Genomic DNA, 23,012 nt, shown 5'->3' on the forward strand with positions numbered 1-23,012 from the left:
TGTTTAATGAATAAATAGAGTATATCGTTATTCTTGTTTTAAGACAACCACTGAATGAGGTGGTATAGAGCATTGAATTTCATCTTTTACCTTTAGAGGTTCGGCATCCGGAGGCAGCATTTGGTCTGTAACAGGCAGACTGTCTTTGGTATACCGGTAAACCTTGTAATTCCCATTGGTTTGCGCATGTTTGTTGATGAGGCTTATTGTTTTCTCCTGATCCATTCCGTTGGCAAAGACATACACCCATTTGCCATTTGTGTTCCGGACGGCAGTTCCTGCATACCATTCCTCCGGTGTTGCTATCGGATAGATTTCAGCTCCCGGGCGTATGAAACGTGTCAACAGAGAATAGGCATAGTACTGCGGGCGTACCTCGTAATCACTTTTGATATCGTTGTAGTATGGTTCCGAAGCGTATGTCTTTTTTACATACTTCCATAAACCCAGTTGCTGCATTGCTCCGTAGTCTGCATCTTTACCGTAGTATTGGTCTATCAGGCTCCAATAACTAACACCGCTTGCTCCTGCATTGAGTAGATTGATGACTATGCGTGTCATGAGTACTCCTCGTTCATACAAGTCGATATCTTTTTGTCTGGTGGCACCTACGCATTGATTACCTCCGAATTCACCGATGAAATGGGCTTTTCCAACTGAAGCGGCCAATTGAGAGTTTTGTTTTTCCCAATCCAGAATTGTGGAGTTCGGAGTTTCGTAGCCGAAGATATAGGTGTGGGAGTTGAATACGTCAGCAACGTTCGCCAGTCCTTTCGTGCAGGCTGCCAGATATTTATGCGTTCCTGTACCTCCGTCCGAATTGTCAGAAAGACTGAAATGTACTTTATTTCGTATTCCATCCTCTTTGAAACGTCTGTCGAGTACTTTACACATTTCAATATAGTCGGCGGTGGGAGCAGCTTTACCTTTGATGATATATGACCAATCTGGTTCGTTGATCGGAGTAATCTCTTTGATGCACGTGTATTTTTTGTTGTTGAGCAGGTGTTGTACAAGTGCAGAAAAGTTCTCGCTCCATTCTTCATAGTTAGTCGGGGCTACTACCCAGTTACCATAATTCCCTTCGGCCAGGAAATGTCCCGGAGGGGCTCCCCAAAGTACAAGGGTGACTTCCATTTTCTGTTCTTGTGCCATATCCAATACTTTGTAGAGTGATTGCATTTCTAAAGAGTCGAATGTGAAATTATGCCACTCGATTTTGGATGCGTCCGGATTGTCATTCTTTGGTTCATACCATTGTGGCATCACCATCACCCGTAAGCTTTGCAGTCCCATTTCTTTGACACGCTTCACAACGATGCGCTCCCAGTCTTCAGCTTTGGCTCCATCATTGCGGGTCACATTTTGTGAGAGGAAGTGGGGATCTAGTTCTGCACCTATAGCACGGAGGTTTACACCGGTTTTCTTTCCTACAGAAAGTTTCTGTATGGCAGTTGTTGAACTTTGGTATTTGATTATCAGACTACTTTGCGGGTTATCCAGTGTCAGCGTGAAGCCGTTAGCCAGTTCTTTACCGGTTTTCTTTATAGCCTCTCCTGTATCTTTATTGGTGAGTATATAAGTGTGGTCAGGGTGTAGTCCTGATAAATTGACAGTATAGCTCTTGTCCGGATTGTCTTTGCGGCGGAAAGCTACGATGTATCCGCTGTCATCCGACGGACGATAAAGTTGGTATGCTAGCCAGATATTTTCCGAAGTAATGTTGTTTATTCCACTCAACGGATAGTAATCTTCATAGAAATAGGGACGGAGTTCTTTGAACTCTGCCTGGCGGTCGCGCATATCATAGATGGATTGTCCGGCTTCGGTTATTTTCCAGTTGTAGATAATAGAGGTTCCGAGGCTGGAACGGAAAGTGAATTTATCGGCACTCACAGTTCCTGTACCATGCAGGGGAAGGTATAAGTTCAATCCGTAAGTATGGCATTGATAACCGATTGGTTCTCCATAACTGTAGTCTGTTCTCCACATCGGTGCACTGCGTGAGATACTTTCGAGGTCAATACGGCGTCCGCCACTGGCACAATTATCAACCAGCAAGCCCGGAAAGCGGTTCAGCAGATATTCCCAGAAAGAATAAAGTCCTTCAATGTATCGGATTTCGCAGATACCTTGTCTGCCAGGTTCATCATTGGCAGCCCAGAAACCTTCCGGCTCTATATTGAAATCCTGGCGGTAGTAGTCTATGCCATTTTCTTCGAGGAAGTCTCCGATATATTTACTCATCCATCGACATGCCTCCGGATTTCCGAGATTGAATAGATAAGAGTCGTGCTCACCATCTTTTGTCCAGTCTTCCTGTTTGGCTTTTCCTCTGGCATCCAACATCCATTGAGGGTGTTGCAGTGCCCAAGCTGAGCCTTTCATAACACGCTCCGGTTCAAACCATACCATGAACTTGGAACCAACTCTATGCACTTCGTCGGCGATGGGGCGTAACCCTTCGGGGAAACGAATAGAGTCGACGGTCCAGTTTCCTACGGTGTTCGCCCAATTCTTATGATTGGCTACATCTGCAGAGTGATTGTACCATCCGGCATCCAGCCAGAATACTTCGGGTACTAATTTGAATTGTTCATACCGTTTCACCATAGCAATGGCATAATCTGTAGTCAGGCAGGTATATTCATTACAGGGAGTAGGATCACCGTAGTTGAAACTGGTCGATATTGGATATACGGTCGGTTTACCATCTACTTTCCAAGTGTGGTGGGCTTGCACGAAACGGCGGAACTGGTTGTGTCCTTTCATCCGGTCGGAACCGTTCCAGAATGACAGGCATACACTGGAAGTGCGGATGCTCTCTTCCGGATACAGATAGGTTTTCAAACGTTCAATTCCGGAGGTAAGCGCTACGCTTTGCTGGTCTGCACAGCGCACATCGGCAAACCAGGTTCCTGTCCATCCGATGGCTACGATAACTCCTTGATTGGCCGGAGATTCAATATTGAAGAATGGCATACGCATTTGTGAAGAGCGTCCACCTTCCGGTCTCATATAAAGATTATCACCTGGAGACAAGATTGTAAGTTGCTGGCTGAAATCTGATTTGGATGCATGGCTGCCTTCGGAATGATGAAGGTTGAATGCTCCCGGATGCTGGTAGCGGAATGTGATATCAGACACTTTTACGTTGGCAATCTCCGGCGTATTTTTCTTTCCCTGGTTGGTGAAACGGAGTACCCATTCCACCGTATTGAAGTCGGTAAAGCCTTTCACTTCACATTCGACTTTTAATCCTCCGGATGGTTCACGATAAGTATAAAGGTATTTCAGAACCTTGGGATCGTCACTTTTCTGACGCGTAGCCGTATAAGACCAGCTTTTGATAAATTCCTGTGAAGGTTTACCTCCATATTCGAAAGAGAAAGGAGGGACCACACCGCGGGCAAAGTGGGTGGTTATCCATTGGCTGGTGTTTACCGGGCGGTCGCTCATGCGGGCTACCGTCTGTCCTGTTCCATTATGAGGGAACAGAAGCAGAATGAATAGATAATATAGTATTCTTTTTTTCATTCTTTATTCGGTTTTTCGTTGGTAACTTTATATTTTAGTAATAAGGAACTATGTGGCTTTTCGAGGATCAGTGGCAACTGACTGGCCAGTTCTTTTCCCTGATAGATTTTGCTCTGTCGGCTATCCATGTTTGTCACTGTATAGTATTTTTCCGGATCCACTCCTGAAAGTCTGACGGTGATTTGTTTGTCTTTGGAGGCGGTTCTGCGGAAAGCAACGATAATACCACTGTCGTCCGACGGACGATGCATTTGATAGGCTAGCCAGATATCATCCCGCGTCATGTCTTCTGTACCCGTCAGTGGGTAATAATCTTCGTAATAGTAAGGTCTGATTTCGTGGAATTCTTTCAGACAACGTTGCATTTCGTAAACGGAGGCATTTTTATCGGTTATTTTCCAGTTATAAATCAAAGCAGTGCTGATGCTTGAGCGGAAAGAATACGGATCGGTCTGTAAACTACCTGTTCCATGTAAAGGTAGGAAGAAATTCAGGCCATACGTGTGACATTGGTAGCCGTCCGGATCGTCGTAATGATAATAATCACTCCTCCATAGTGGTGCGCTTCGGCCGATTGTTTCCCAGTCAATACGTCGTCCCCCACTGGCACAGTTGTCTATGAGCAGGTTCGGGAATCGGTTCAGCAGATAATCCCAGAAGTAGTATAGTCCTTCGATGTGTCGTATCTCTTTCATTCCTGTACGTCCGGGCTCATCGTTGGCTGCCCAGTAGATATCCGGCTGCATATTGAAATCCTGACGGTAATAGTCTATGCCGTTTTCTTCGAGCATATCGCCTATATATTTACTCATCCAGTGGCAGGCTTCCGGATTTCCCAGATCGAACAGTAGGTAGGTGTCATTGTTGTGTTCGGGAATGTCGAGCATCCAGTCGGGGTGTTCTACTGCCCATTGGGTACCACGGATGACACGCTCGGGTTCGAACCAGACCATGAATTTAGCTCCTACTTTGTGTATTTCGTCGGCTACAGGACGAAGTCCTTTGGGGAAGCGCAATGTATCTACAGTCCAGTTACCGGCTGTGTTGGCCCAGGTCTTGCCATGTTCGAAGTCTGCAGCATCGGTGTTCCATCCGGCATCCAGCCAGAATACTTCGGGCTTCAATCCGAACTGTATGTAACGTTTCACCATGGCAATGGCATAATCGGCTGTCAGGCATGAGTATTCCGTACAAGGTGCGGGGTCCCGATAGTTGAATCCGCTGGAAAGAGGATATTCGGCAAATTTTCCGTTGATTTTCCGTGACTTGTGTGCCAGGACAAAACGGCGGAATTTATTGTGTCCTGCCATCCGGTCGATATTTTCCCAAAACATCAGACTGATACTTGGGGTACGAATTGTTTCCTGTGGACGTAAGTATAATTTCATGGTTTTCATTCCCGAAGCCATGGATATTGTACGATTATCTTGTGCGCATACATCTGCATACCAGGTGCCCGACCAGCCTACTCCTAATATGACTCCCTGTCCGGCAGGTGATTCAATGTTGAAGAAAGGAAGATAGTCCCCTTCTGAAGAGCGTCCTCCTTGTGGAGACATCTGTTTGGTTTCACCCGTTGCTAGAGTAACTGAACGTGGATGGAAATCATATTTGGAGATATGGTTTCCATCTGCATAGTGTAACTTGAATTCTCCTTTAGAAGCGTATTGCATGGCAAGGTCCACTACTTTCACTTGTTCCAGAGTGGGAGAGTTGCTCGTACCTTTGTTGGTGAAGTTCAATACCCATTCGGCAGCCTGATAACTGGGATAGCCTTTTACGGTACATTCTACTTTCAGTCCGTTGGTAGGATTGTAGTAGGTAAAGAGATACTTTATCACATCCGCTTCTTCGGATTCTATCTTTTGCTGGGAATAGTCCCATTGGCGGATAAATTCTGCGGAAGGTTTCCCGTCACATATAAACGAGAACGGAGGTGTTTTTCCTTTAGCGAATTGTTTCTGAATCCATTTTTCGATTTCAGGAATGTGTTTGGAGATTTTAGCCGTCGTCTGACCCACGGCTATGATGCTCCACACACTCATAATCAGTAATGAGAACAGGAATTTCGATTCGATTTTCTTGAAATGTTTCATTAGAATATAGGTTTATGTGGTTTTTACTTTTCTCATTATTCCGATCAGATAGCACCATACAATGGCAAGTACTATAATTGCAGATAACTGACTGTGGAATGAATCAGTGATTATTCCTAAAATAGGCGGGAGGACGGCACCGCCGGATACACCGACGATAAGAAGTGCAGATACTTCGTTCGCTTTCTCGGGAACACGTTTCAAAGACAGAGAGAAGATGATGGAAAACAGATTGGCATATCCTATCCCGAAAACTGCTACACATCCGAGGATAAACCAGAGATTAGTGCTAATGGTCATCAGTATCAATCCTGCGAGAGCTATCCAGACGCTATAAATATAGAATTTACTTTCTGAATATTTCATCAGTAGGATACCACCCAAAAAGGCTCCTACAGTGCGGGCGAAGAAATACACACTATTTCCCATTCCTGCATCTGTCAGTGGTAGATCGCAACGTTCCATCAGGAATTTAGGGAAAGTCATATTGATACCTACGTCTACACCTACCAGCACGAGAATACCGATAAAGAAAGCAAGAATGTATTTGTCTTTGAATAATTCAAGAGTGACTTTAAAAGAAATGTTCTTCCGTTCCTGTTGTTTTTCTTGTATAGGCGTAAGCCATAGCCATATCAAAGCGAGCAGTGACAGTCCGGCATAAATGGGGAATATCATTTTCCATCCGAAAAAACTACCAGTCACCCAAGCTGCCAGGATAGGACCCAGGAATGAACTGACTGCTTTGACAAATTGTCCTAGGGTTAATGTACCTGTCAACTTCTCGTTTGCAACGACATCCGTTACTAATGGATTGAGTGAAACTTGCAATAGAGTGTTACCGATACCTATCAAGGCAAATGCGATTAATATGGCGGTAAAGTCGTATGCAACGAGTGGAAGGCACATGGCTAATACATGGAATGCGAAGCTAAGTAGTACGGTTTTCTTGCGTCCGATGCGATTCATTAACATTCCGGTGGGAATAGAAAGCACTAGGAACCACAAGAAACAGGATAGAGAGATGAGATTAACCATCGTATCGGTGAGATGGCTGAAATCATTCTTCACATAGCTCGTGGTTATTCCGACAATGTCAACAAATCCCATAACGAAGAATCCGAACATGACGGAGAGCATTTTTACTATGGATATTTCTTTTTTCATTCGTGTACTTTTGATGATAAATTACTTGGTTGGTGGGCATATATATCCAGCACGGTGGATATATATGGCTAACATGGTGAATATATATGCCCAATACGGTGTATATATATCCCCACTAAATGGGGTATATATACTTCTATTTTTGTACTAATACCCTGATTGATGAACGAGATAATTTAAGTTTTAGGTTATTCTCTTGCGTGTTGACCGTTTCTGTTGATTCTATCAGATTATCACCTTCCGGTAGGCGTCCTTCCATATATTTGTAGACATTGTATTCTCCATTGGCACCTTCTTTATCATTTTCCAACTGTATCATCTTGTCTTTGTCTGTAGCGTTGGAAAGTACATACGTCCATTTTCCCTCTGTGTTGAGAAAAGCACTTCCGGCTATCAACTCGTCGCCGAGATCCAATGGATATACTTCGTCGCCCTGGCGGACAAAACGTGTCAACAGACTATATGCATAGTATTGAGGACGTACCTCGTAGTCTTCCTTGATTTTGGAATATACATCTGGGTCTTCGGTATAAGCGGATTTTAGATATTTCCATAAACCGAGTTGCTGCATTTCCGAATAGGAGGCATTGCGGTTATAATATTGATCGATCAGACTCCAGTAGCTTACTCCGCAAGCACCGGCATTCAGATAGTTCAGAGCAACGCGGATTAGCTGTACCCCTCGCGTATATGTGTCTATACCATATTGACGGGCACTTCCGTATCCAGGGAAACCGAATTCTCCAACAAAATGTCTTTTACCTCCTGCAGAAGCTATATTTTGACGTTCCCAATTTACGAGAGTCGAATTAGGGGTGTTGTAGTCAAACTTGTATACATGAGAGTTATACAGGTCGGCTTCATCGTTTGTGAAAGCGGAAACACAGGCAGCGATATATCCGGGTGTACCGTCTGTATTGTCAGAAAGGTTGAAGTGTACCTTACTGCGTATTCCATCTGCTTTAAACTTGGCATCCAGTGCTTTCACCATGGGGGCGTAGGTGTCCTGCCAACCCATGGTTTCAAAATCACCTTGCCACATGATGCGGCCGTAACCTGCTATATGACTGTCAGGTTCATTGAATGGAGTAATTTGATTGATACAGGTATAATGCTTTTCTTCAATCAGGTATTTCACCATTGTGGAGAAGTTTTCAGCAAATTCTTCATAGTTATCTATACCGGCAATCCAACCCGGATTAACGTTATAACTTCGTGCATCACACAAGAAATGCTTTTGACCATTGTTAATGCCTGATAGTAAGTCGATATTGGTAATGGCTCCCCATACGACTAATGTCACTCCGATATTATTTTCCTGGGCCAGATCCAATACTTTGTATACAGACTGCATTTCTTCCGAATCAAAAGTGAATTTGCTCATATCCGCGACATTAGGATCGTTGTTGTCATTGGAGGGTTCCCACCATTGTGGCTGCATCATGATTCGGAATTGTTGTACTTTCATTTTCTTTACCCGTTGTACAACTATATTTTCCCAATCTTCAGCCTTTGAACCATCATTGCGGGTGATGTTTTGTGAGAAGAAGTGCGGATCCATCTCGACACCGATAGCATGAACCGGAGTTCCTGTTGAATTCCCTACTGCAACAGGATAATAGTTGCAAGCCGGGCAATCGTCATATTTGTTATAATCATCCGAGCAGGCGGACATTCCCCAAAGTGTGCAAACAATACTCAATAGAGTTTTACTGATATGTGTCATTTTCATTGCCATATTGATTAAATTTAGTAGGTTATTATTCAAAGCCTAATTCTGCCTCAATTGCCTGAATCAGAATGTGGATAACTTTGATATGAATTTCTTGTATTCTGTCGGAATGTGCTGCTCGTGGGGCGCAGACTGCAATGTCTGCCAGTCGTGACAGTTCATTCTCTCCTTTTGAAGTCAGCGCTATCACTTTCATTCCATTGTTGTGTGCTTGTACGGCAGCTTTCAGTATGTTCTCGGAATGTCCGCTTGTGCTGATGGCCAATAATACATCTCCCTTACATCCCATAGCTTCTACATAGCGGGAGAAGATCTCGTTGAACGAAAAATCATTTCCCACACAGGTCATGTAAGCCGGGTCATTGATTGCAATTGCCGGTAGCGGGATGCGGTTGTTGCGGTAACGTCCGGTTAGTTCTTCTGCAAAGTGGGTGGCGTCACATAAAGAACCTCCATTACCACAGCTGATAATCTTATTTCCGGCTTTTAATGCTTCGGCGCAGGTAGAGGCTGCCTGTGAAATAACCCCGACTGTTGTTGTTTCCTCAAGAAAGCTCTCCAACGTTTGCCGAGCCTCTTCCAGTGTTGTTTCAATAAGCTCTTTCATAATAGTTAATCGGTTAAGTTAGCGGCTACAGAAAGAGCTGCATAATCTCCTATCTGCTCTCCCAAAGCGGCTGGTTTCACTTTACATACTCTGTTTGCACAGGATAATGCCTCCTGGTCGATTATCTTTTGCATGATGGGTTCCATCATATTTTTATTCCGGGTATAGATGCCACCTATCACAATGACTTCCGGATTCAAGATATCGATCACCATGGATAATCCTTTTCCCAGATAAATGGCAGACGTCTCATATATGCTTTGGGCTAATTTATCACCTTTGGCAGCTTCTTCAGCCACTTTTCGGGCAGTAAGCTGATCTAGTTCCTGTAAGGTACACCATTCAACTTTCTGTCCGGTCTGCAATTTCTCCATCACATACATTTTGGAGAGTTGAGCAATACCTCCACCGCTGGCAAATCCCTCAAAAGAGCCCTTTTTACCGTAACCTACCGGACCGAAATCCGACAGGCGGATGTGTCCCAGTTCTCCGGCATTGTCATTGGTGCCCGTATACAGTTTGCCATTTAATATTAATCCAGCTCCCAGTCCCGTACCGAATGTGAGAAAGACCATATTCTTAGTTCCTTTTCCTGCCCCGAACTTCCATTCGGCCAAAGCACAGGCATTGGCATCATTGTGTAGACTGGTTTTAATGCCCGTCTTTTTTCCACCATTGCCACAATGGGGATGTTGTCCCATCCCGGTAGGTTAGGGGAGACATCACGATGCCTGTTTCACTGTTGAGAGGACCTCCGCAACAGATTCCAATCGCTTTTGTATTAGTAGGGGTTAGCTGGTGGAGATTCATCATCTTTTCGGTTTCACAGAGAATTCTGGCTATTGTTTCGTCGACTGTGGTCGTATCAAATTTCTTTTTGTCGATGATATGTAGCTCGTCGTTTTCTTTGATACCGTAGATGATGGCGCATTTGGTGCCTCCTACGTCAATTCCTAACAAGTTCTCTTTCATAACTATTATTTTTTAGCGTATAATCCGGTTTTTTGTAACAGCCGCTTGTATTCTTTCAAGTTGAAAGGTGCCTTGCCGTATAGGTAATGATTCATGAATTTCTGATTACCGATCTGGTATTGGATCAGATAGATTCCTTGACCGCTTTCTTCCGGTAGTGAGGCTATTCTGACCTTTTGATTGGCTGGAATACGGAAAGTGCTCTCATAGATTTTACGTCCCGAGGATGCATCTGTTACCGTTACATTACCACTTTGTACGTTGCGTGTGTCATTCGTTCCTATCAGTGGGTAATTTCCGCCTTCTGCATCATTGATTAGTACACAAACATCCTGTTGAATATTCTTGATGAAATAATATGCCATCTTCTTTGAATTGTAGTAGTCAACAATCGCATCAGAGATCACTGGCCATCCATCCCGCAGGTTCCACCAGATAATACCAGTCTTGTCGTCAAACTTCTTTCCACGCCACATTTCTATGAAATATTTCATAGCTTCTGCCTGTACGGATTGAGAAGCGAATATAAAATCATCCAGTTTGGAGGGAACTTCACCAAAAAGTAAACGTACCTGATTAATCATAAGATTATTGCGATCGAATGTCTTTCCCCATTCTGGGAATCTACGAACAGATTTGGTAACCCATTCATCATTCCATTCATGATTTTTTGTCCAGGGATATACGGCATCTTTCGTCATCATTTTCTGGAGACTTTCTAAATTAGGGCAGCCGTGATAGCCGATTTCACTGACAAAGCAGCAGGTAGCATCCGTATAGAATTTGTCTTTGTAATATCCTCTGGGACCCCATAAATGGTTTTCTGGTAAATATTGGTCAGCACTTCCTCTTTCATATACCGCTTGGCTGTAGTAAGGAGAGCTGGGAAGATAAGGGCGAGTAGGGTCAAACTCATAAATAACTGCCGGAAGGACCTTGCGGCTAACTACATCCTGATTTGGATTAATATTAAATGGTTGCAAAGACCAGCGCAGTGCACAATCGTCTTCATTATTTCCTGACCATAAAACGAGTGATGGATGATTGCGTAACTTGCATACAACAGAAATGGCCTCTTCTTCCAATGCTTGTGTAAATGAGCTGCGTTGAGGATAGAAAGTGCATCCCATCGTAAAATCCTGCCATACCATAATGCCGTTTTCATCGCATAAATCAAAGAAATGATGATCTTCATACACGTTGCCACCCCAACAACGTATCATATTGCAGTTTAATTCTACAGCCATGCGGATAGATTCGTCTACGAAAGAATGATCCCGGCTATGGAGTGCATCCATGGGCACCCAATTGGTTCCGTGGATAAAAATAGGTTCTCCATTGACAATGAAACAGAACTTACCCGGATGATCCGGTGGGAGGTTGATGTCTGTAATCTCTAGTTGAATCGTGCGGAGACCTACCTGTTTATTATCTGTTGATAAAATAGTGCCGTCAGAATCTACTAACTCTACTTTTGCATCATATAAAGCCGGTTCTCCATATCCTCTTGGCCACCATAAATCAGCATTCTTGATTTCCATTATATATCGGAATGCTGGGGAAACGACAACAGAGCTTCCTTTATATATTTCTTTCCCATGGCGACTTAATGTATATACGGCTTTCACTTTGTCGAACTTTTCGAAAGGTAGTTTTACTTGTACATCAGTATATAAGCGTACATTTCTGGTAGCAGTGTCTACATTGGCGACCATATAGTGAACATCTGTGAGACGTGCCGAATTCAATACGCGTAATTCTACATCTCTCCACAAACCTGCACTGACTAATCGTGGCAGAATGTCCCATCCATAGGTGTGGGGAGCTTTTCTGATGAATACGGATTCTTCAGACGGGAAGTTTCCAATACTGAATGTCCCTAACAGATGTTTTTGTCCTTCGATAACAGATGAACGGAGTATCACTTGGAGTTGATTACTTTCTCCTGCTTTTATTTCCTTAGTTACATCAAAAGCATGTTCAATCATCATATTTTCTGCTTTGCCAATGTGCTTTCCATTCAGCCATATATCGGCCAGACAGTCTATTCCGGCAAAAAAGAGTTGATATTGTTGCCCTGATTTTAGTTGTGGCGCTACGAATGATTTGGAATAACACCATTGATAGCCTTCCCATTTGCGTAATTCATTTACATTACTGCCAATCATCGGATCTTTGATTAAGTTGGCAGCCATTAGGTCCAGTTCTACATTACCGGGGACTTGGGCTGGTAGATGCTTTACTTCAGCGAGTTGCATGTCCTTGGGCGAAGTTATAGGTTCTTCAGGTTGCATCCAATAAGAGAGTTCCCATGTTCCATTTAAGGAGATGGAATTACCGGAATCGGCAAAAACACCACTTGTACAAGTGAGAAATATCAAAAATAGTAGTGTACTGATTTTATTCATTGTTAATAGATTTAATTGATGGTGTGACAAAGTAACTAGTGCTGTATTTTTATAGTATTACATAACGGTCTCATTTTTACTTCTTTGTGTATATCTGTATTAAAACCTCCTTTCTTTTATTTCCATTAAAACGTGAGTTGATGTTCTCCTGACCCTAAATCTATCTTTCTACCATTACATTCTATTGTTGCATTCGTATTGACTGGGATCGTGACTTTGAGAATCACCTGTTCTTCTTTACGTTCCCATTCAGAACGGATGATTCCATTTACAGATTTATATTCGGCTTTTACCCAGTCAAGACCTTTTACGAAATGAGGTTGGATAAGAATATGTTTGAATCCGGGTTCCTGTTCATCATAATTAATGCCTGCCAATACATTGTACATCCATGCATTAATGTCTCCAAGAAACATGTGATTTACAGAGGCGTCTCTAAACTCCGGTGAAAGTATCCATGTTTCTGCCAGTGTAGTGAAACCTTGTTTTATCCAGTTACCCCAAGATGGAGCTTCTTCTTGTGTGGCCATCTGGTATGCTAAGTCAGCATATCCATATTTGGAAAGCATCCGCAGGACTGTTTTACTGCCTAAAACTCCAAAATCGAGCAGATTATTATTGGCTTTTATCATTGTAGAAAGATTATCTGCAACCTGCTGTTCGTATTCTTTAGGAACGATTCCAAGGTATAAGGCGACTCCTTGTGCCGCTTGCGATCCATTGGCATAAATAGCTTTGGATGTATCGAAGTATTTGTGATTGATAAGCAATTTCAATTCTTCTGCTTTCTTTGCATAACTACTGCCATCTTTTCCTATGAGCTCTGCAAATTTAGCCATATACAGATTGTCTAAATAATAATAACAGGTAGTGGTGAATTCTGTAGGGGTTTGTGTCTTATGGAATACCCAGTCACCAATTCCGTAAGTTACAGTTCCTTCCACATCTTCGCGTCCTGCAAGGTAATTAAGGTATTTAGTACATACAGGCCATAGTTTTTCGATGCTTCTTGTATCTCCATAATAGTGGTAAATTGCCATAGGTACGATAAACATGGCAGCATCCCATACAGGACCTATCCAGTCATCATAGCCCCATCCGGAACTCGGAATGATTCCCGATATACGTCCTTCTTCATTTTGATTATCAATCATATCATCCAGCCATTTTTCATAGAAAGTAATGCCATCGAAGTTTAATAATCCTAAATCCATTGTTATGTGTGCATCGGCAGTCCATCCATTTTTCTCTCGTTGGGGACAGTCAGTCGGGATACTCATCAGATTTGATAAGTATGATTGATTAGCAGCTTTCCATATTTTATTTAATAGTTCATTTGAACAACTGAATTTGCCAACAGGAGGAACAGCCGTATGTATGAATTGTGCGGTTAAGCTCTCTTTGGTAAGTTTCACAGGACGGTCTGAACGAACTTCTACATATTGAAATCCATGGTATGTAAAATCTGGAGTGAATGTACCTTGTTTTCCGTCCAATATATAAGTGTCTGTTTGAAAAGCGAGGCCAGGTAGTGGTTTGTAGTAAATATCTAAGTTGCGTATTTCCAAGCGTCCGTTATTTTTTAGCAATTCGCCGTGTTGCATACTGACTTTAGTGCCTTTCTCGCCATTAACAGAAAGAGTACAGACGCCTGACATATTAACTCCAAAATCGTATACATAGACTGTATCACCAAAAGAACGCATATTGATTGGAGTGATAAATTGTTCCGTTTCAATGGCAGGCATGTTTTGTGATACTAGTAGGGGAGAAGGGGCAGCTACCTGAATTGCATTTGTCCATTTAGAGTCATCAAAACCCGGTTTATTCCATCCGGCAATTGTAAGACGCGCATCATACGTATCGCCACTATAAATATTGTTTTGTATATAAGGACCGGTAGTCGCTTTCCAAGTAGAATCTGAGTGGATAGTTTGCTTTTCTCCATTTTTATATAATATCTCCATTTCGCAGATCATTCTTGAGCGGTTACGCCAGCGGGCTTGCTCATAGCTCCATGTTGCTACAGGAGCTGCTTCCATTATAAAATCCGTTTCCAAGCACTGCAGATAGTACGTTTTCTCCTTTAAGCAGTAGGGGAGTTACATCGTATGTGTTATACAGATTTCTTTTATCATAATGAGTGAAACCCGGATTGAGATGTGAAGATGTTACTGATTCACCATTCAATGTCATTTTATAGTATGCAGCGGCACTTACATATAATCTTGCTTGCTGTATCTCATCTTGAGCGATAAATGACTTGCGCAACATGGGTGCTGGCATATAATCTTTATCATGATTATCAGTAATCCATGCTCCTGTCCAGTCACTTTGATTGAGTTGAGCTGTTTCAAAACTGGATATCGGAGAGGTAATCTTATGTCTCTTTGTTTTATCCCATGCTATTACTTGCCAATAATAACGAGTTCTGGTTTTTAGTTTTTCTGATCCTTGATAGATCGCATGAGGAGTATTAGAGTAAATTGTGTCAGATTGCCAGCTATTATCGGATGTTTTTCCCAAGTCTTGTTCCCGAGTGGCTATATATAGCTGATAACTGTCTTGAGAAAACTCTTTTCCATTTTTATTATTGGTTGTGTAATTCCAGGTAAAACGCGGGGCTGGTGAATCAATACCGAGCGGAGCGACTTGGTATTCACATCGCATATTTTCAATATCAATATTGTTGCTGTTACATGCCCATACTAGTAGTCCTAATAAAGCCAGCATGTATTTTTCATTTTTAGTTTGGAACTTCATAATCCTGTTTCTTTTTGTTAATAATCAAGGAGTGTTTTTCTCTTTTGTTACATCTGTTAATTTAATATCATTATTTATTTTCACTAAACCGGTTAAGTAATCAGGGAAAAAATATAAAATGACGATTAAGGTAATGAACACGGCAGGACAAGTGTTTCTACTTCTTTCTTGCCATTGGAATTTTCAAGGCGATACTTAATATCGCCAAGTAGAATCCTTACTGCATTTTTCCCAATCTCTTCTATTGGCATCCTTGCAATGTTCATATTGGGGGCTAAGACACGGAATGCGGATACTCCATGAATACAAGCTAGTTCATATCCATTATTTATATTGATTCCTTTTTCATAAAAGTAGCGGAATGCTTCCAAAGCTAGAATGTGTGTTGTGAAAAAGAAACCATCTACATCAGGTACTTTGCCGAAGATCTGATCCAGTGCCTTGAAAACATTCTCTTCATAATCCACAAAAGTCACTTCTCCGTATAAATCAGGATCAACGGGTAGATTGGCCTCGATTAAAGCTCTGGCATATCCTTCTCGCCTCATATTCATTGTGCGGAGATGGGGATTAGTCGTGATAATAGCTATCTTGGATGCTCCATTGTCAATCATTCTTTTAACCAGTTCGTAGCTGCTTCCTTCGTTGTCAATAATGATATAGTTTGTCTGCATTTCGGGAAAGTAGCGGTCGAATAAGACTAGAGGATAGCCTTCTTTGACTAGATTCTGTATTTCAATTTTGGAAACTTTTGTGGGGGCTACTATAATCCCGTCCACTTGTTTCGCTTTGAACAATCGAATCATCCTGTTTTCTCTTTCTATTTCTGATTCGGAACTACAAATCATTAATGAATAGCCTTGTGCTTCTGCTTCCATTTCTATAGAACGGGCAACTTTGGAATAGAAGGAGTCTGTAATGTCTGGTATAATTAGTCCGATAGTGCCTGATATGCCTGTATTCAGACTTCTGGCCAATAAGTTTGGTTGGTAATTCAGTTGCTTGGCACATTGAAAGACTTTTTCCTGTGTAGCGAGACTAATGCCTTTTTCATCCCCTTTACCAGAAAGTACCCAAGAGACTGTAGTCTTGGATAATTTTAAGGTTTCTGCTATGTCTTTAAGGGATGTTTTCATAAATAGTATTTGTTTAATCGGTTAAGTGACGGCAAATATATAAAAAAATATCTCATTATATAATATTTGATATATATTTAACTAATAATTGCAATATGATAGGATAATTTGCAGTTTAAAAATAACATGGAAATAAGGCGTAAACCAAAGAAAGTAACTATATTTGTATCATTCAAACGAAAGATATATGAAAGTAAAGAAAATTAGTGCGGCTAACGTGGAGGCTTGTTCGCTTCCTAAATTATTCGATGAAGAGAAAATAGATTTTCAGCCGATCCAGTGTGTCAATTGGGCTGAATATCCTTACAAACCTAAAGTGAATTTTCGAATTGCTCACACACAGAACTCAATTTTACTACATTTTAAAGTGAAAGAGGAGAGTGTGCGTGCCAAGTACGGGGAGGATAATGGTTCTGTATGGACTGACTCCTGCGTGGAATTCTTTTCTATACCAGCAGGTGACGGGATCTATTATAATATAGAATGCAATTGCATCGGAACGATCTTGGTGGGTGCAGGTCCTGTCCGTAACAACCGGGAACATGCACCGAAAGAAGTGACTGCTCTTGTACAACGCTGGTCTAGTTTGGGTAATCAGCCTTTTGCAGAACGTATCGGTGAAACGGATTGGGAAGTGGCTCTTATTATTCCGTATTCTGTGTTCTTTAAGCATCAGATCGATTCGCTTGATGAAAAGGAGATAAAAGCTAATTTCTATAAGTGTGGAGATGAATTGCAGACTCCTCATTTCCTTTCATGGAATCCGATAGAGATTCAACAGCCGGATTTTCACCGTCCTGATTTCTTCGGTACTTTGGAATTTGAATAATGAATTGAATCTCTGGATTGAAAGATAAATCACCAGAGCATCATCTACCTATAAAAGCGTCATCCATCTATAAAATAAGAAGGGTGACGCTTTTCTTTGAGCATCACCCTTTCTTTATAGTAAGTTCTTTTGTCTATTTCACAATCCCTCTTTCCGAGCTCTTTACGAAATTTACAATGTTCTCGATCTCTTCACTCATAGGAACCTGATCGACAATCTTTTGTACAGCATCCTGAACACTGAAATTACCCTGATAAATCAAACGGTATGCATTGGCGATGTGGCGGAGGATTCTTTCTGATGTATTGTGATGTTGGGAAAGAACTACAGCGTTCACACCGTGATATGCTACAGGATTTCCGGACATAATAACATAGGGAGGTACATCCTTGGATATACGGCACCCACTTTGTACCAGTGTCCAGCTACCTATGTGACAATATTGGTGCAGGGTTACATTACCGCTTAGAATAACGCAGTCATCTAACGTACATTCTCCTGCGATGGTAGTACCTATACCTACTACACAGTTATTGCTGATTTGTACATCATGGCAGAGATGTACTTTATCCATCAGGTAGTTTCCGTTTCCAATTTTGGTAGCATTACCGGCAAACGTAGCGCGGCTGATTACTACATTCTCACGAATATCGTTGTTGTCACCGATAATCAGGCTACTGTCTTCTCCTGTATAGTGGAAATCTTGCGGTTCCGCTCCCAAAACAGCGTTCTGATGTACCTTGTTTCCTTTTCCCATTCTAGTACCTTTCAGGATACTGGCGTAGGACATGATGACACAGTCATCTCCGATTTCCACATTCTTTTCAATGTAGGCAAAAGGCTGGACTGTTACGTTCTTGCCTAACTTTGCTTCAGGGTCTACATAAGCTAACGGACTAATCATAATAGTATATGTTTAAAGTTATTCTTCTCTTCCACCACCCAATGCCTGGTAAAGGCTTACTACGGCCTGCATCTGATCAAAGCAATCGGAAACCTGAGAGATTTGTGCACTCAGGTAAGACTGTTGTGCTGACAGTACTTCCAGATAGGTTGAGGTCCCTAAGTTAAACAATTCTTTTGTATCTTCCGAAGCTTTCTTTGCAGATTCTACCTGCATTTGGCGTGATTCTACTTTTTCACTGGTCTTTTGGTATAAACTTAGCGCATTGCTGACCTCACTTCCGGCATTCAGAAGTGTTTGTTGGAAGGATAGTTTAGCTTGTTCCTCCTGTGCTTTCGCTGCTTTCAGCCGGGCAATGTTCTGTCCCCGGTAGAATAGAGGCTGCGTAAGTGAACCAATGGCGGAAGCCAACAGCTTTCCCGGATTGATAATTGCGCTACCGGCACTGTTGGTCCATCCGGCAGAGCCGCTAAGCGTGATTTGCGGATAGAATGCGGCACGTGCCGAATTAGTATTGTAATAGCAGCTTGCCAATGACATTTCAGCAGCTTTTACGTCCGGACGGTTGGATAGCAACTGGATAGGTACACCTGCGGAAAGTTCCGTCGGAAGTACTTGTGCCTCCAATACGCCACGTTTGATGGCGTGCGGAGCTTCGCCCAAGAAAGTAGACAGGGCATTTTCCGTCTCACGTATGCTTTGTTCAATGTCCGGAATAGTGGCAAGTACCTGCGCGTAAGCAGCCTTGCTCTGTTCTACACCGGCCGAATTGATATTGTACATAGCAGAGTTTTTCATCGCTTCCATTGTTTCGGCATTCTGTTTCAGAATTTCAGCTGTGGCTTTGGTTATTTCCAGCTGGCGGTCTAACATCATTAATGTATAATACATATTGGCGATGTTGGAGACAACCTGTGTCTGCACAGCCTGACGGTAAGCTTTCACTTGCTTCAGAGTAACTTGTGCATTTCGTTTGGAGTTGAGCAACTGACCGAACAAGTCGATCTGCCAGCTAGCTGTAACGGGCAATGAGTACGTTTTTGTTGCTGCGTTTTTATCAAAACTACTGATTGTTCCTTGCGGTGATAACCCCAGTGACGGAGCATAAGCCAGACGTGCAGACATCAGGGATGCTTCTGCTGCTTTCACATTCTGAGCGGCCGACAAGAGGTCAGTGTTTTGTTTCAGTCCCGCTTCGATGAGAGACTGGAGTTGCGGGTCGGTGAAGACTTCTCTCCACGGCAGATTACCGAAGTTGGCTGTATCCGAAACCAGTGTATCATTATTCGCTACCGGATCGCGATACAGGCCGGAAGTGGTGATATCTTCGGGTCTGTCATACGACTTATAGATGTGGCAGCTGCTCAAGAGAGCAGTTGCACACAACATATATAGAATCTGTTTCTTCATATCGAATTTCATTATTTAGCGTATTGTTCAATCTCTGTTACAGCATCTGTATTGTCAATATCTTCCCATTCCATCGGTTTTACTTTCTCTTGCAGATATTGGAAGATTACGAACAAGGCAGGAACGATGAAAATCTGGCAAATCATACCGATCAACATACCACCGATAGAAGCAGTACCCAGTGTACGGTTACCGTGAGCACCTACACCAAAGGCAAACATCAACGGAAGCAATCCGACTACCATTGCCAATGATGTCATCAGGATCGGGCGGAGACGGGCACCGGCGCCCAATACGGCTGCCCATGTGATACTCATACCCATCTTGCGGCGGTCAAGGGCGAACTCTACAATCAGGATGGCATTTTTCGCCAACAGACCCATCAACATGATCAACGCAATCTGCATATAGATATTGTTGGACATTGTCCCCAGAATCATCTTCAACATCGAGATATTACCGATAGCACTTACTCCGTTCACAAACAGGAAGCTGCCTAGCAGACCGAACGGAACGGACAATAATACGGCTAACGGAAGTATGTAACTTTCGTACTGTGCACTCAGCAACAGATAAACGAATACGAAGCAGAGGATGAAAATCAATCCGGTAGCGCTTCCACTGCTCTGAGCTTCTTCGCGCGCCATACCACCCAACTCGTAGGTGTAACCGGTCGGAAGATTCTGCTTGGCTACTTCTGCCAGCGCAGCCAATGCCTGTCCGGATGTATAACCACTGGCAGGAGCCACCATCACTTTCATGGAAGTGTAAAGGTTGAAGCGGCTGATGATATCCGGGCCATACACTTTATCAATCGTAATGAATTGAGAGATAGGAGCCATTTCACCGGCACTGTTACGAACCTTGATATTCTTCAAAGATTCCAGGTTCTTACGTGATAACGGGTCCGACTGAATCATTACACGATACATCTTACCAAAACGGTTGAAGTTGGATGCATACAGACCACCATAATATCCTTGCATAGTGGTAAGGATGTCGCTCGGGCTGATGCCTGCCTTCTTACAAGCTGCCGCGTCAATATCAATCATATATTGCGGGAAGTTCGGGTTGAACGTTGTTTTGGCAGAATTGATTTCAGGGCGGGCTTCCAGTGCGGCGGTATAGTCGTTGACTACATCGAAGAACTTGTTCAAGTCACCGCCCGTCTTATCCTGCATATTCACCTCAATATCCGTAGATGCTGAATAACCCGGGATCATCGGCGGAGCAAAGAACAACACCTGTGCTTCCTTGATGATCTTCTGTGCACGCATATATAAGGACCCCACCACAACGTCAGAGTTTTGTATCATCGAACGTTCATCCCAATCTTTCAGTTTGATGATGAAAGAACCGTAGGACGGTCCCTGTCCACCGATGAAACTGAAACCGGAAATCAATGTGCGCGAAGATACGGCCGGATCAGCGGCAATCAGGCTGTCTACACGTGCCAGAATCTCTTCCGAGCGGTCTTGTGACGTGCCCGGCGGCAAAGTCACAGCTCCCATCAGTGTACCGGTATCTTCGTTGGGCACCATACCTGTCGGAGTGGTGTTCATGAAGAACATAAGCAATACAATAGAAGCAACGACCAACCCCATGGACAACCATTTCTTCTGGATGAAGAACAGTACGTGCTTTTTATATCGTTTCAGGATAGATTCATAGGTATCGTTGAATCTGTTCTTGAATTTATTCGTGCTCATTCCGATTAGTGCCAAAATACTAAGAAGTATGAGGATGGCGGTAATCACCGGATTGATACTGAAGAATCCGAAAATCATACCGAGAATGGCAACAAGTGTGAATGTGAGTGTGATTCCCGGATGCAACATCTTTCCGATTGCTTCGGTATATCTGTTTATCATTGTTGTATGAGCCGTCTTGTAGGCTGTTTTCATACGCTCCTTCAATGGAGGAACTTCTTCGGAACCTTCCTGCTTGTGCGGTTTCAGAAGAACGGCACACAAGGCGGGGCTTAATGTCAAAGCGTTCAGAGCGGACAGACCGATGGCGATGGCCATAGTCATACCAAATTGGCGATAGAATGTTCCCGCCGTTCCACCCATGAAACTTACCGGGATAAATACGGCCATCATGACCAGTGTAATGGATACGATAGCACCGCCCAATTCGTTCATTGCGTCGATGGAAGCCAGACGGGCGGAAGTATAGCCTTGGTCTAGCTTGGCGTGTACACCCTCGACGACCACAATGGCGTCATCGACCACAATGGCGATGGCGAGTACAAGCGCACATAACGTCAGCAAGTTCAAACTGAATCCTACTAAGGACAGGATAAAGAATGTACCGATAAGAGCTACCGGGATGGCGATGGTCGGAATCAATGTAGAACGTAAGTCCTGCAGGAAGATATATACTACGATAAATACCAGGATAAATGCCTCGATCAATGTTTTCAATACCTCATGGATAGAAGCGAACAAGAAGTCGTTGGCATTCATGGATACGTTTATCTTCAAACCGGCAGGCAGTGATTTGGACGCTTCATCCAGCAACACCTGAATGTCGCTGATGGTTTGTGTCGCATTTGTTCCTGCCATCTGATAAACGATACAGGTTACAGCCTTATGTCCGTTTACACGGTTGGTAAAGTTGTATCCCAAACGGTCCAGTTGGATTTCTGCAATATCGTTCAGGCGAAGCACTTCACCGTCGGGCAAAGATTTGATGACGATATTTTCGAATTCCTCCGGTTGTTGCAGACGTCCTTTGTAGCGGATGGTATATTGGAAAGTCTGGTTGCTGCGTTCACCGAATTGTCCCGGAGCAGCTTCCACGTTCTGTTCTGCCAAGGCTGCGGATACGTCGCCCGGAACCAGCTTGTATTGCGCCATTACGTCCGGACGTAGCCAGATACGCATAGAGTAGTCCTGTCCCATCACAGAGGCATCACCCACACCCGGTACACGCTGAACTTGCGGAATCAGGTTGATCTTAGCATAGTTTTCGATAAATGATTCTGTATATGTATCACTTTCGTCGTAAAGAGAGAACACCACTAGCATGGAAGTCTGGCGTTTCTGAGTTGTCACACCGACTTTGGTTACTTCGGCAGGCAGTAATCCCTGTGCCATAGAAACACGGTTCTGCACGTTAACGGCAGCCATATCCGGGTCTGTTCCCTGTTTAAAATAGATGGATATATCACCTGCACCGGTGTTGGATGCGTTGGAGGTCATATACATCATATTTTCCACACCATTGATTTGTTCCTCTAGCGGGGCAATCACGGAATTCAATACGGTTGACGCGCTGGCACCCGTATAAGTGGCCCTTACCGATACGGTAGGAGGCGCAATGTCCGGATACTGGGTGATTGGCAGTGTTGCCAGTCCGATAGCACCCAGAATGACTATCAAAATAGAAATAACCGTTGATAGTACCGGACGGTTAATAAATTTATCTAACTTCATACGATTATCTA

The 23,012-nt window shown here is 43.1% G+C and carries 11 protein-coding genes and 2 pseudogenes; 1 reads left to right on the forward strand and 12 read right to left on the reverse strand.

Annotated elements, in window-relative coordinates; translation table 11 throughout:
• Window positions 1-27: 27 nt before the first annotated feature.
• From NXX38_RS07740 to NXX38_RS07780, 9 genes and pseudogenes are all read right to left on the reverse strand, one after another.
• Complete coding sequence (locus NXX38_RS07740) at window positions 28-3,537, reverse strand: alpha-galactosidase (protein ID WP_258978994.1); 3,510 nt, start codon at window positions 3,535-3,537, stop codon at window positions 28-30.
• The gene (locus tag NXX38_RS07745; RefSeq protein WP_258978995.1) at window positions 3,534-5,633 is read right to left on the reverse strand and encodes a glycoside hydrolase family 36 protein; all 2,100 of its coding nucleotides are present in this window, start codon (window positions 5,631-5,633) and stop codon (window positions 3,534-3,536) included. Before NXX38_RS07745 ends, NXX38_RS07740 begins: the two co-directional genes overlap by 4 nt.
• Before the next feature lie 12 nt (window positions 5,634-5,645).
• Complete coding sequence (locus tag NXX38_RS07750) at window positions 5,646-6,800, reverse strand: sugar MFS transporter (RefSeq protein WP_258978997.1); 1,155 nt, start codon at window positions 6,798-6,800, stop codon at window positions 5,646-5,648.
• Between the two features lie 136 nt (window positions 6,801-6,936).
• Window positions 6,937-8,538 (reverse strand): hypothetical protein, encoded by a 1,602-nt coding sequence (locus NXX38_RS07755; RefSeq protein WP_008998210.1) that lies wholly within the window; start codon window positions 8,536-8,538, stop codon window positions 6,937-6,939.
• A 22-nt stretch (window positions 8,539-8,560) separates the two neighbouring features.
• The gene (locus NXX38_RS07760; protein ID WP_122136510.1) at window positions 8,561-9,139 is read right to left on the reverse strand and encodes an SIS domain-containing protein; all 579 of its coding nucleotides are present in this window, start codon (window positions 9,137-9,139) and stop codon (window positions 8,561-8,563) included.
• A gap of 5 nt (window positions 9,140-9,144) precedes the next feature.
• A pseudogene (locus NXX38_RS07765) lies at window positions 9,145-10,111 on the reverse strand (ROK family protein).
• 5 nt (window positions 10,112-10,116) lie between these two features.
• The gene (locus NXX38_RS07770) at window positions 10,117-12,519 is read right to left on the reverse strand and encodes a glycoside hydrolase family 2 protein (RefSeq protein WP_258978999.1); all 2,403 of its coding nucleotides are present in this window, start codon (window positions 12,517-12,519) and stop codon (window positions 10,117-10,119) included.
• A gap of 125 nt (window positions 12,520-12,644) precedes the next feature.
• Window positions 12,645-15,282, reverse strand: a pseudogene (locus tag NXX38_RS07775) (family 78 glycoside hydrolase catalytic domain).
• Window positions 15,283-15,407: 125 nt separating this feature from the next.
• Window positions 15,408-16,418: a LacI family DNA-binding transcriptional regulator gene (locus tag NXX38_RS07780; RefSeq protein ID WP_148365493.1), complete on the reverse strand. Its 1,011-nt coding sequence runs from the start codon at window positions 16,416-16,418 to the stop codon at window positions 15,408-15,410.
• Between the two features lie 187 nt (window positions 16,419-16,605).
• Here NXX38_RS07780 and NXX38_RS07785 point away from each other — a divergent pair, with 187 nt between their 5' ends.
• Window positions 16,606-17,247 carry a carbohydrate-binding family 9-like protein gene (locus tag NXX38_RS07785; RefSeq protein WP_148365494.1) on the forward strand — a complete coding sequence of 214 codons (642 nt, stop codon included), beginning with the start codon at window positions 16,606-16,608 and terminating at the stop codon, window positions 17,245-17,247.
• 133 nt (window positions 17,248-17,380) lie between these two features.
• Here the strand turns inward: NXX38_RS07785 and lpxA are convergent, their stop codons facing one another.
• Genes lpxA through NXX38_RS07800 form a run of 3 tightly spaced genes read right to left on the reverse strand, consistent with a single transcriptional unit; the run spans window position 17,381 to window position 23,001 of the window.
• Window positions 17,381-18,151 (reverse strand): acyl-ACP--UDP-N-acetylglucosamine O-acyltransferase, encoded by a 771-nt coding sequence (lpxA, locus tag NXX38_RS07790; RefSeq protein WP_148365495.1) that lies wholly within the window; start codon window positions 18,149-18,151, stop codon window positions 17,381-17,383.
• A gap of 18 nt (window positions 18,152-18,169) precedes the next feature.
• Window positions 18,170-19,561: an efflux transporter outer membrane subunit gene (locus NXX38_RS07795; protein ID WP_148365496.1), complete on the reverse strand. Its 1,392-nt coding sequence runs from the start codon at window positions 19,559-19,561 to the stop codon at window positions 18,170-18,172.
• Between the two features lie 11 nt (window positions 19,562-19,572).
• A complete protein-coding gene (locus NXX38_RS07800) occupies window positions 19,573-23,001 on the reverse strand; it encodes an efflux RND transporter permease subunit (RefSeq protein WP_074558191.1) in 3,429 nt (1,142 codons plus the stop codon).
• Window positions 23,002-23,012 lie beyond the last annotated feature (11 nt).

It is taken from the genome of Bacteroides sp. BFG-637 (assembly GCF_024793605.1).
Classification (GTDB): Bacteria; Bacteroidota; Bacteroidia; order Bacteroidales; family Bacteroidaceae; genus Bacteroides; species Bacteroides vicugnae.

Excerpts from the sequence above, each read along its gene's own strand:
- NXX38_RS07740 (WP_258978994.1), bottom strand. The coding sequence starts at position 3,537 with ATGAAAAAAAGAATACTATATTATCTATTCATTCTGCTTCTGTTCCCT.
- NXX38_RS07745 (WP_258978995.1), bottom strand. The coding sequence starts at position 5,633 with ATGAAACATTTCAAGAAAATCGAATCGAAATTCCTGTTCTCATTACTG.
- NXX38_RS07750 (WP_258978997.1), bottom strand. The coding sequence starts at position 6,800 with ATGAAAAAAGAAATATCCATAGTAAAAATGCTCTCCGTCATGTTCGGA.
- NXX38_RS07755 (WP_008998210.1), bottom strand. The coding sequence starts at position 8,538 with ATGGCAATGAAAATGACACATATCAGTAAAACTCTATTGAGTATTGTT.
- NXX38_RS07760 (WP_122136510.1), bottom strand. The coding sequence starts at position 9,139 with ATGAAAGAGCTTATTGAAACAACACTGGAAGAGGCTCGGCAAACGTTG.
- NXX38_RS07770 (WP_258978999.1), bottom strand. The coding sequence starts at position 12,519 with ATGAATAAAATCAGTACACTACTATTTTTGATATTTCTCACTTGTACA.
- NXX38_RS07780 (WP_148365493.1), bottom strand. The coding sequence starts at position 16,418 with ATGAAAACATCCCTTAAAGACATAGCAGAAACCTTAAAATTATCCAAG.
- NXX38_RS07785 (WP_148365494.1), top strand. The coding sequence starts at position 16,606 with ATGAAAGTAAAGAAAATTAGTGCGGCTAACGTGGAGGCTTGTTCGCTT.
- lpxA (WP_148365495.1), bottom strand. The coding sequence starts at position 18,151 with ATGATTAGTCCGTTAGCTTATGTAGACCCTGAAGCAAAGTTAGGCAAG.
- NXX38_RS07795 (WP_148365496.1), bottom strand. The coding sequence starts at position 19,561 with ATGAAGAAACAGATTCTATATATGTTGTGTGCAACTGCTCTCTTGAGC.
- NXX38_RS07800 (WP_074558191.1), bottom strand. The coding sequence starts at position 23,001 with ATGAAGTTAGATAAATTTATTAACCGTCCGGTACTATCAACGGTTATT.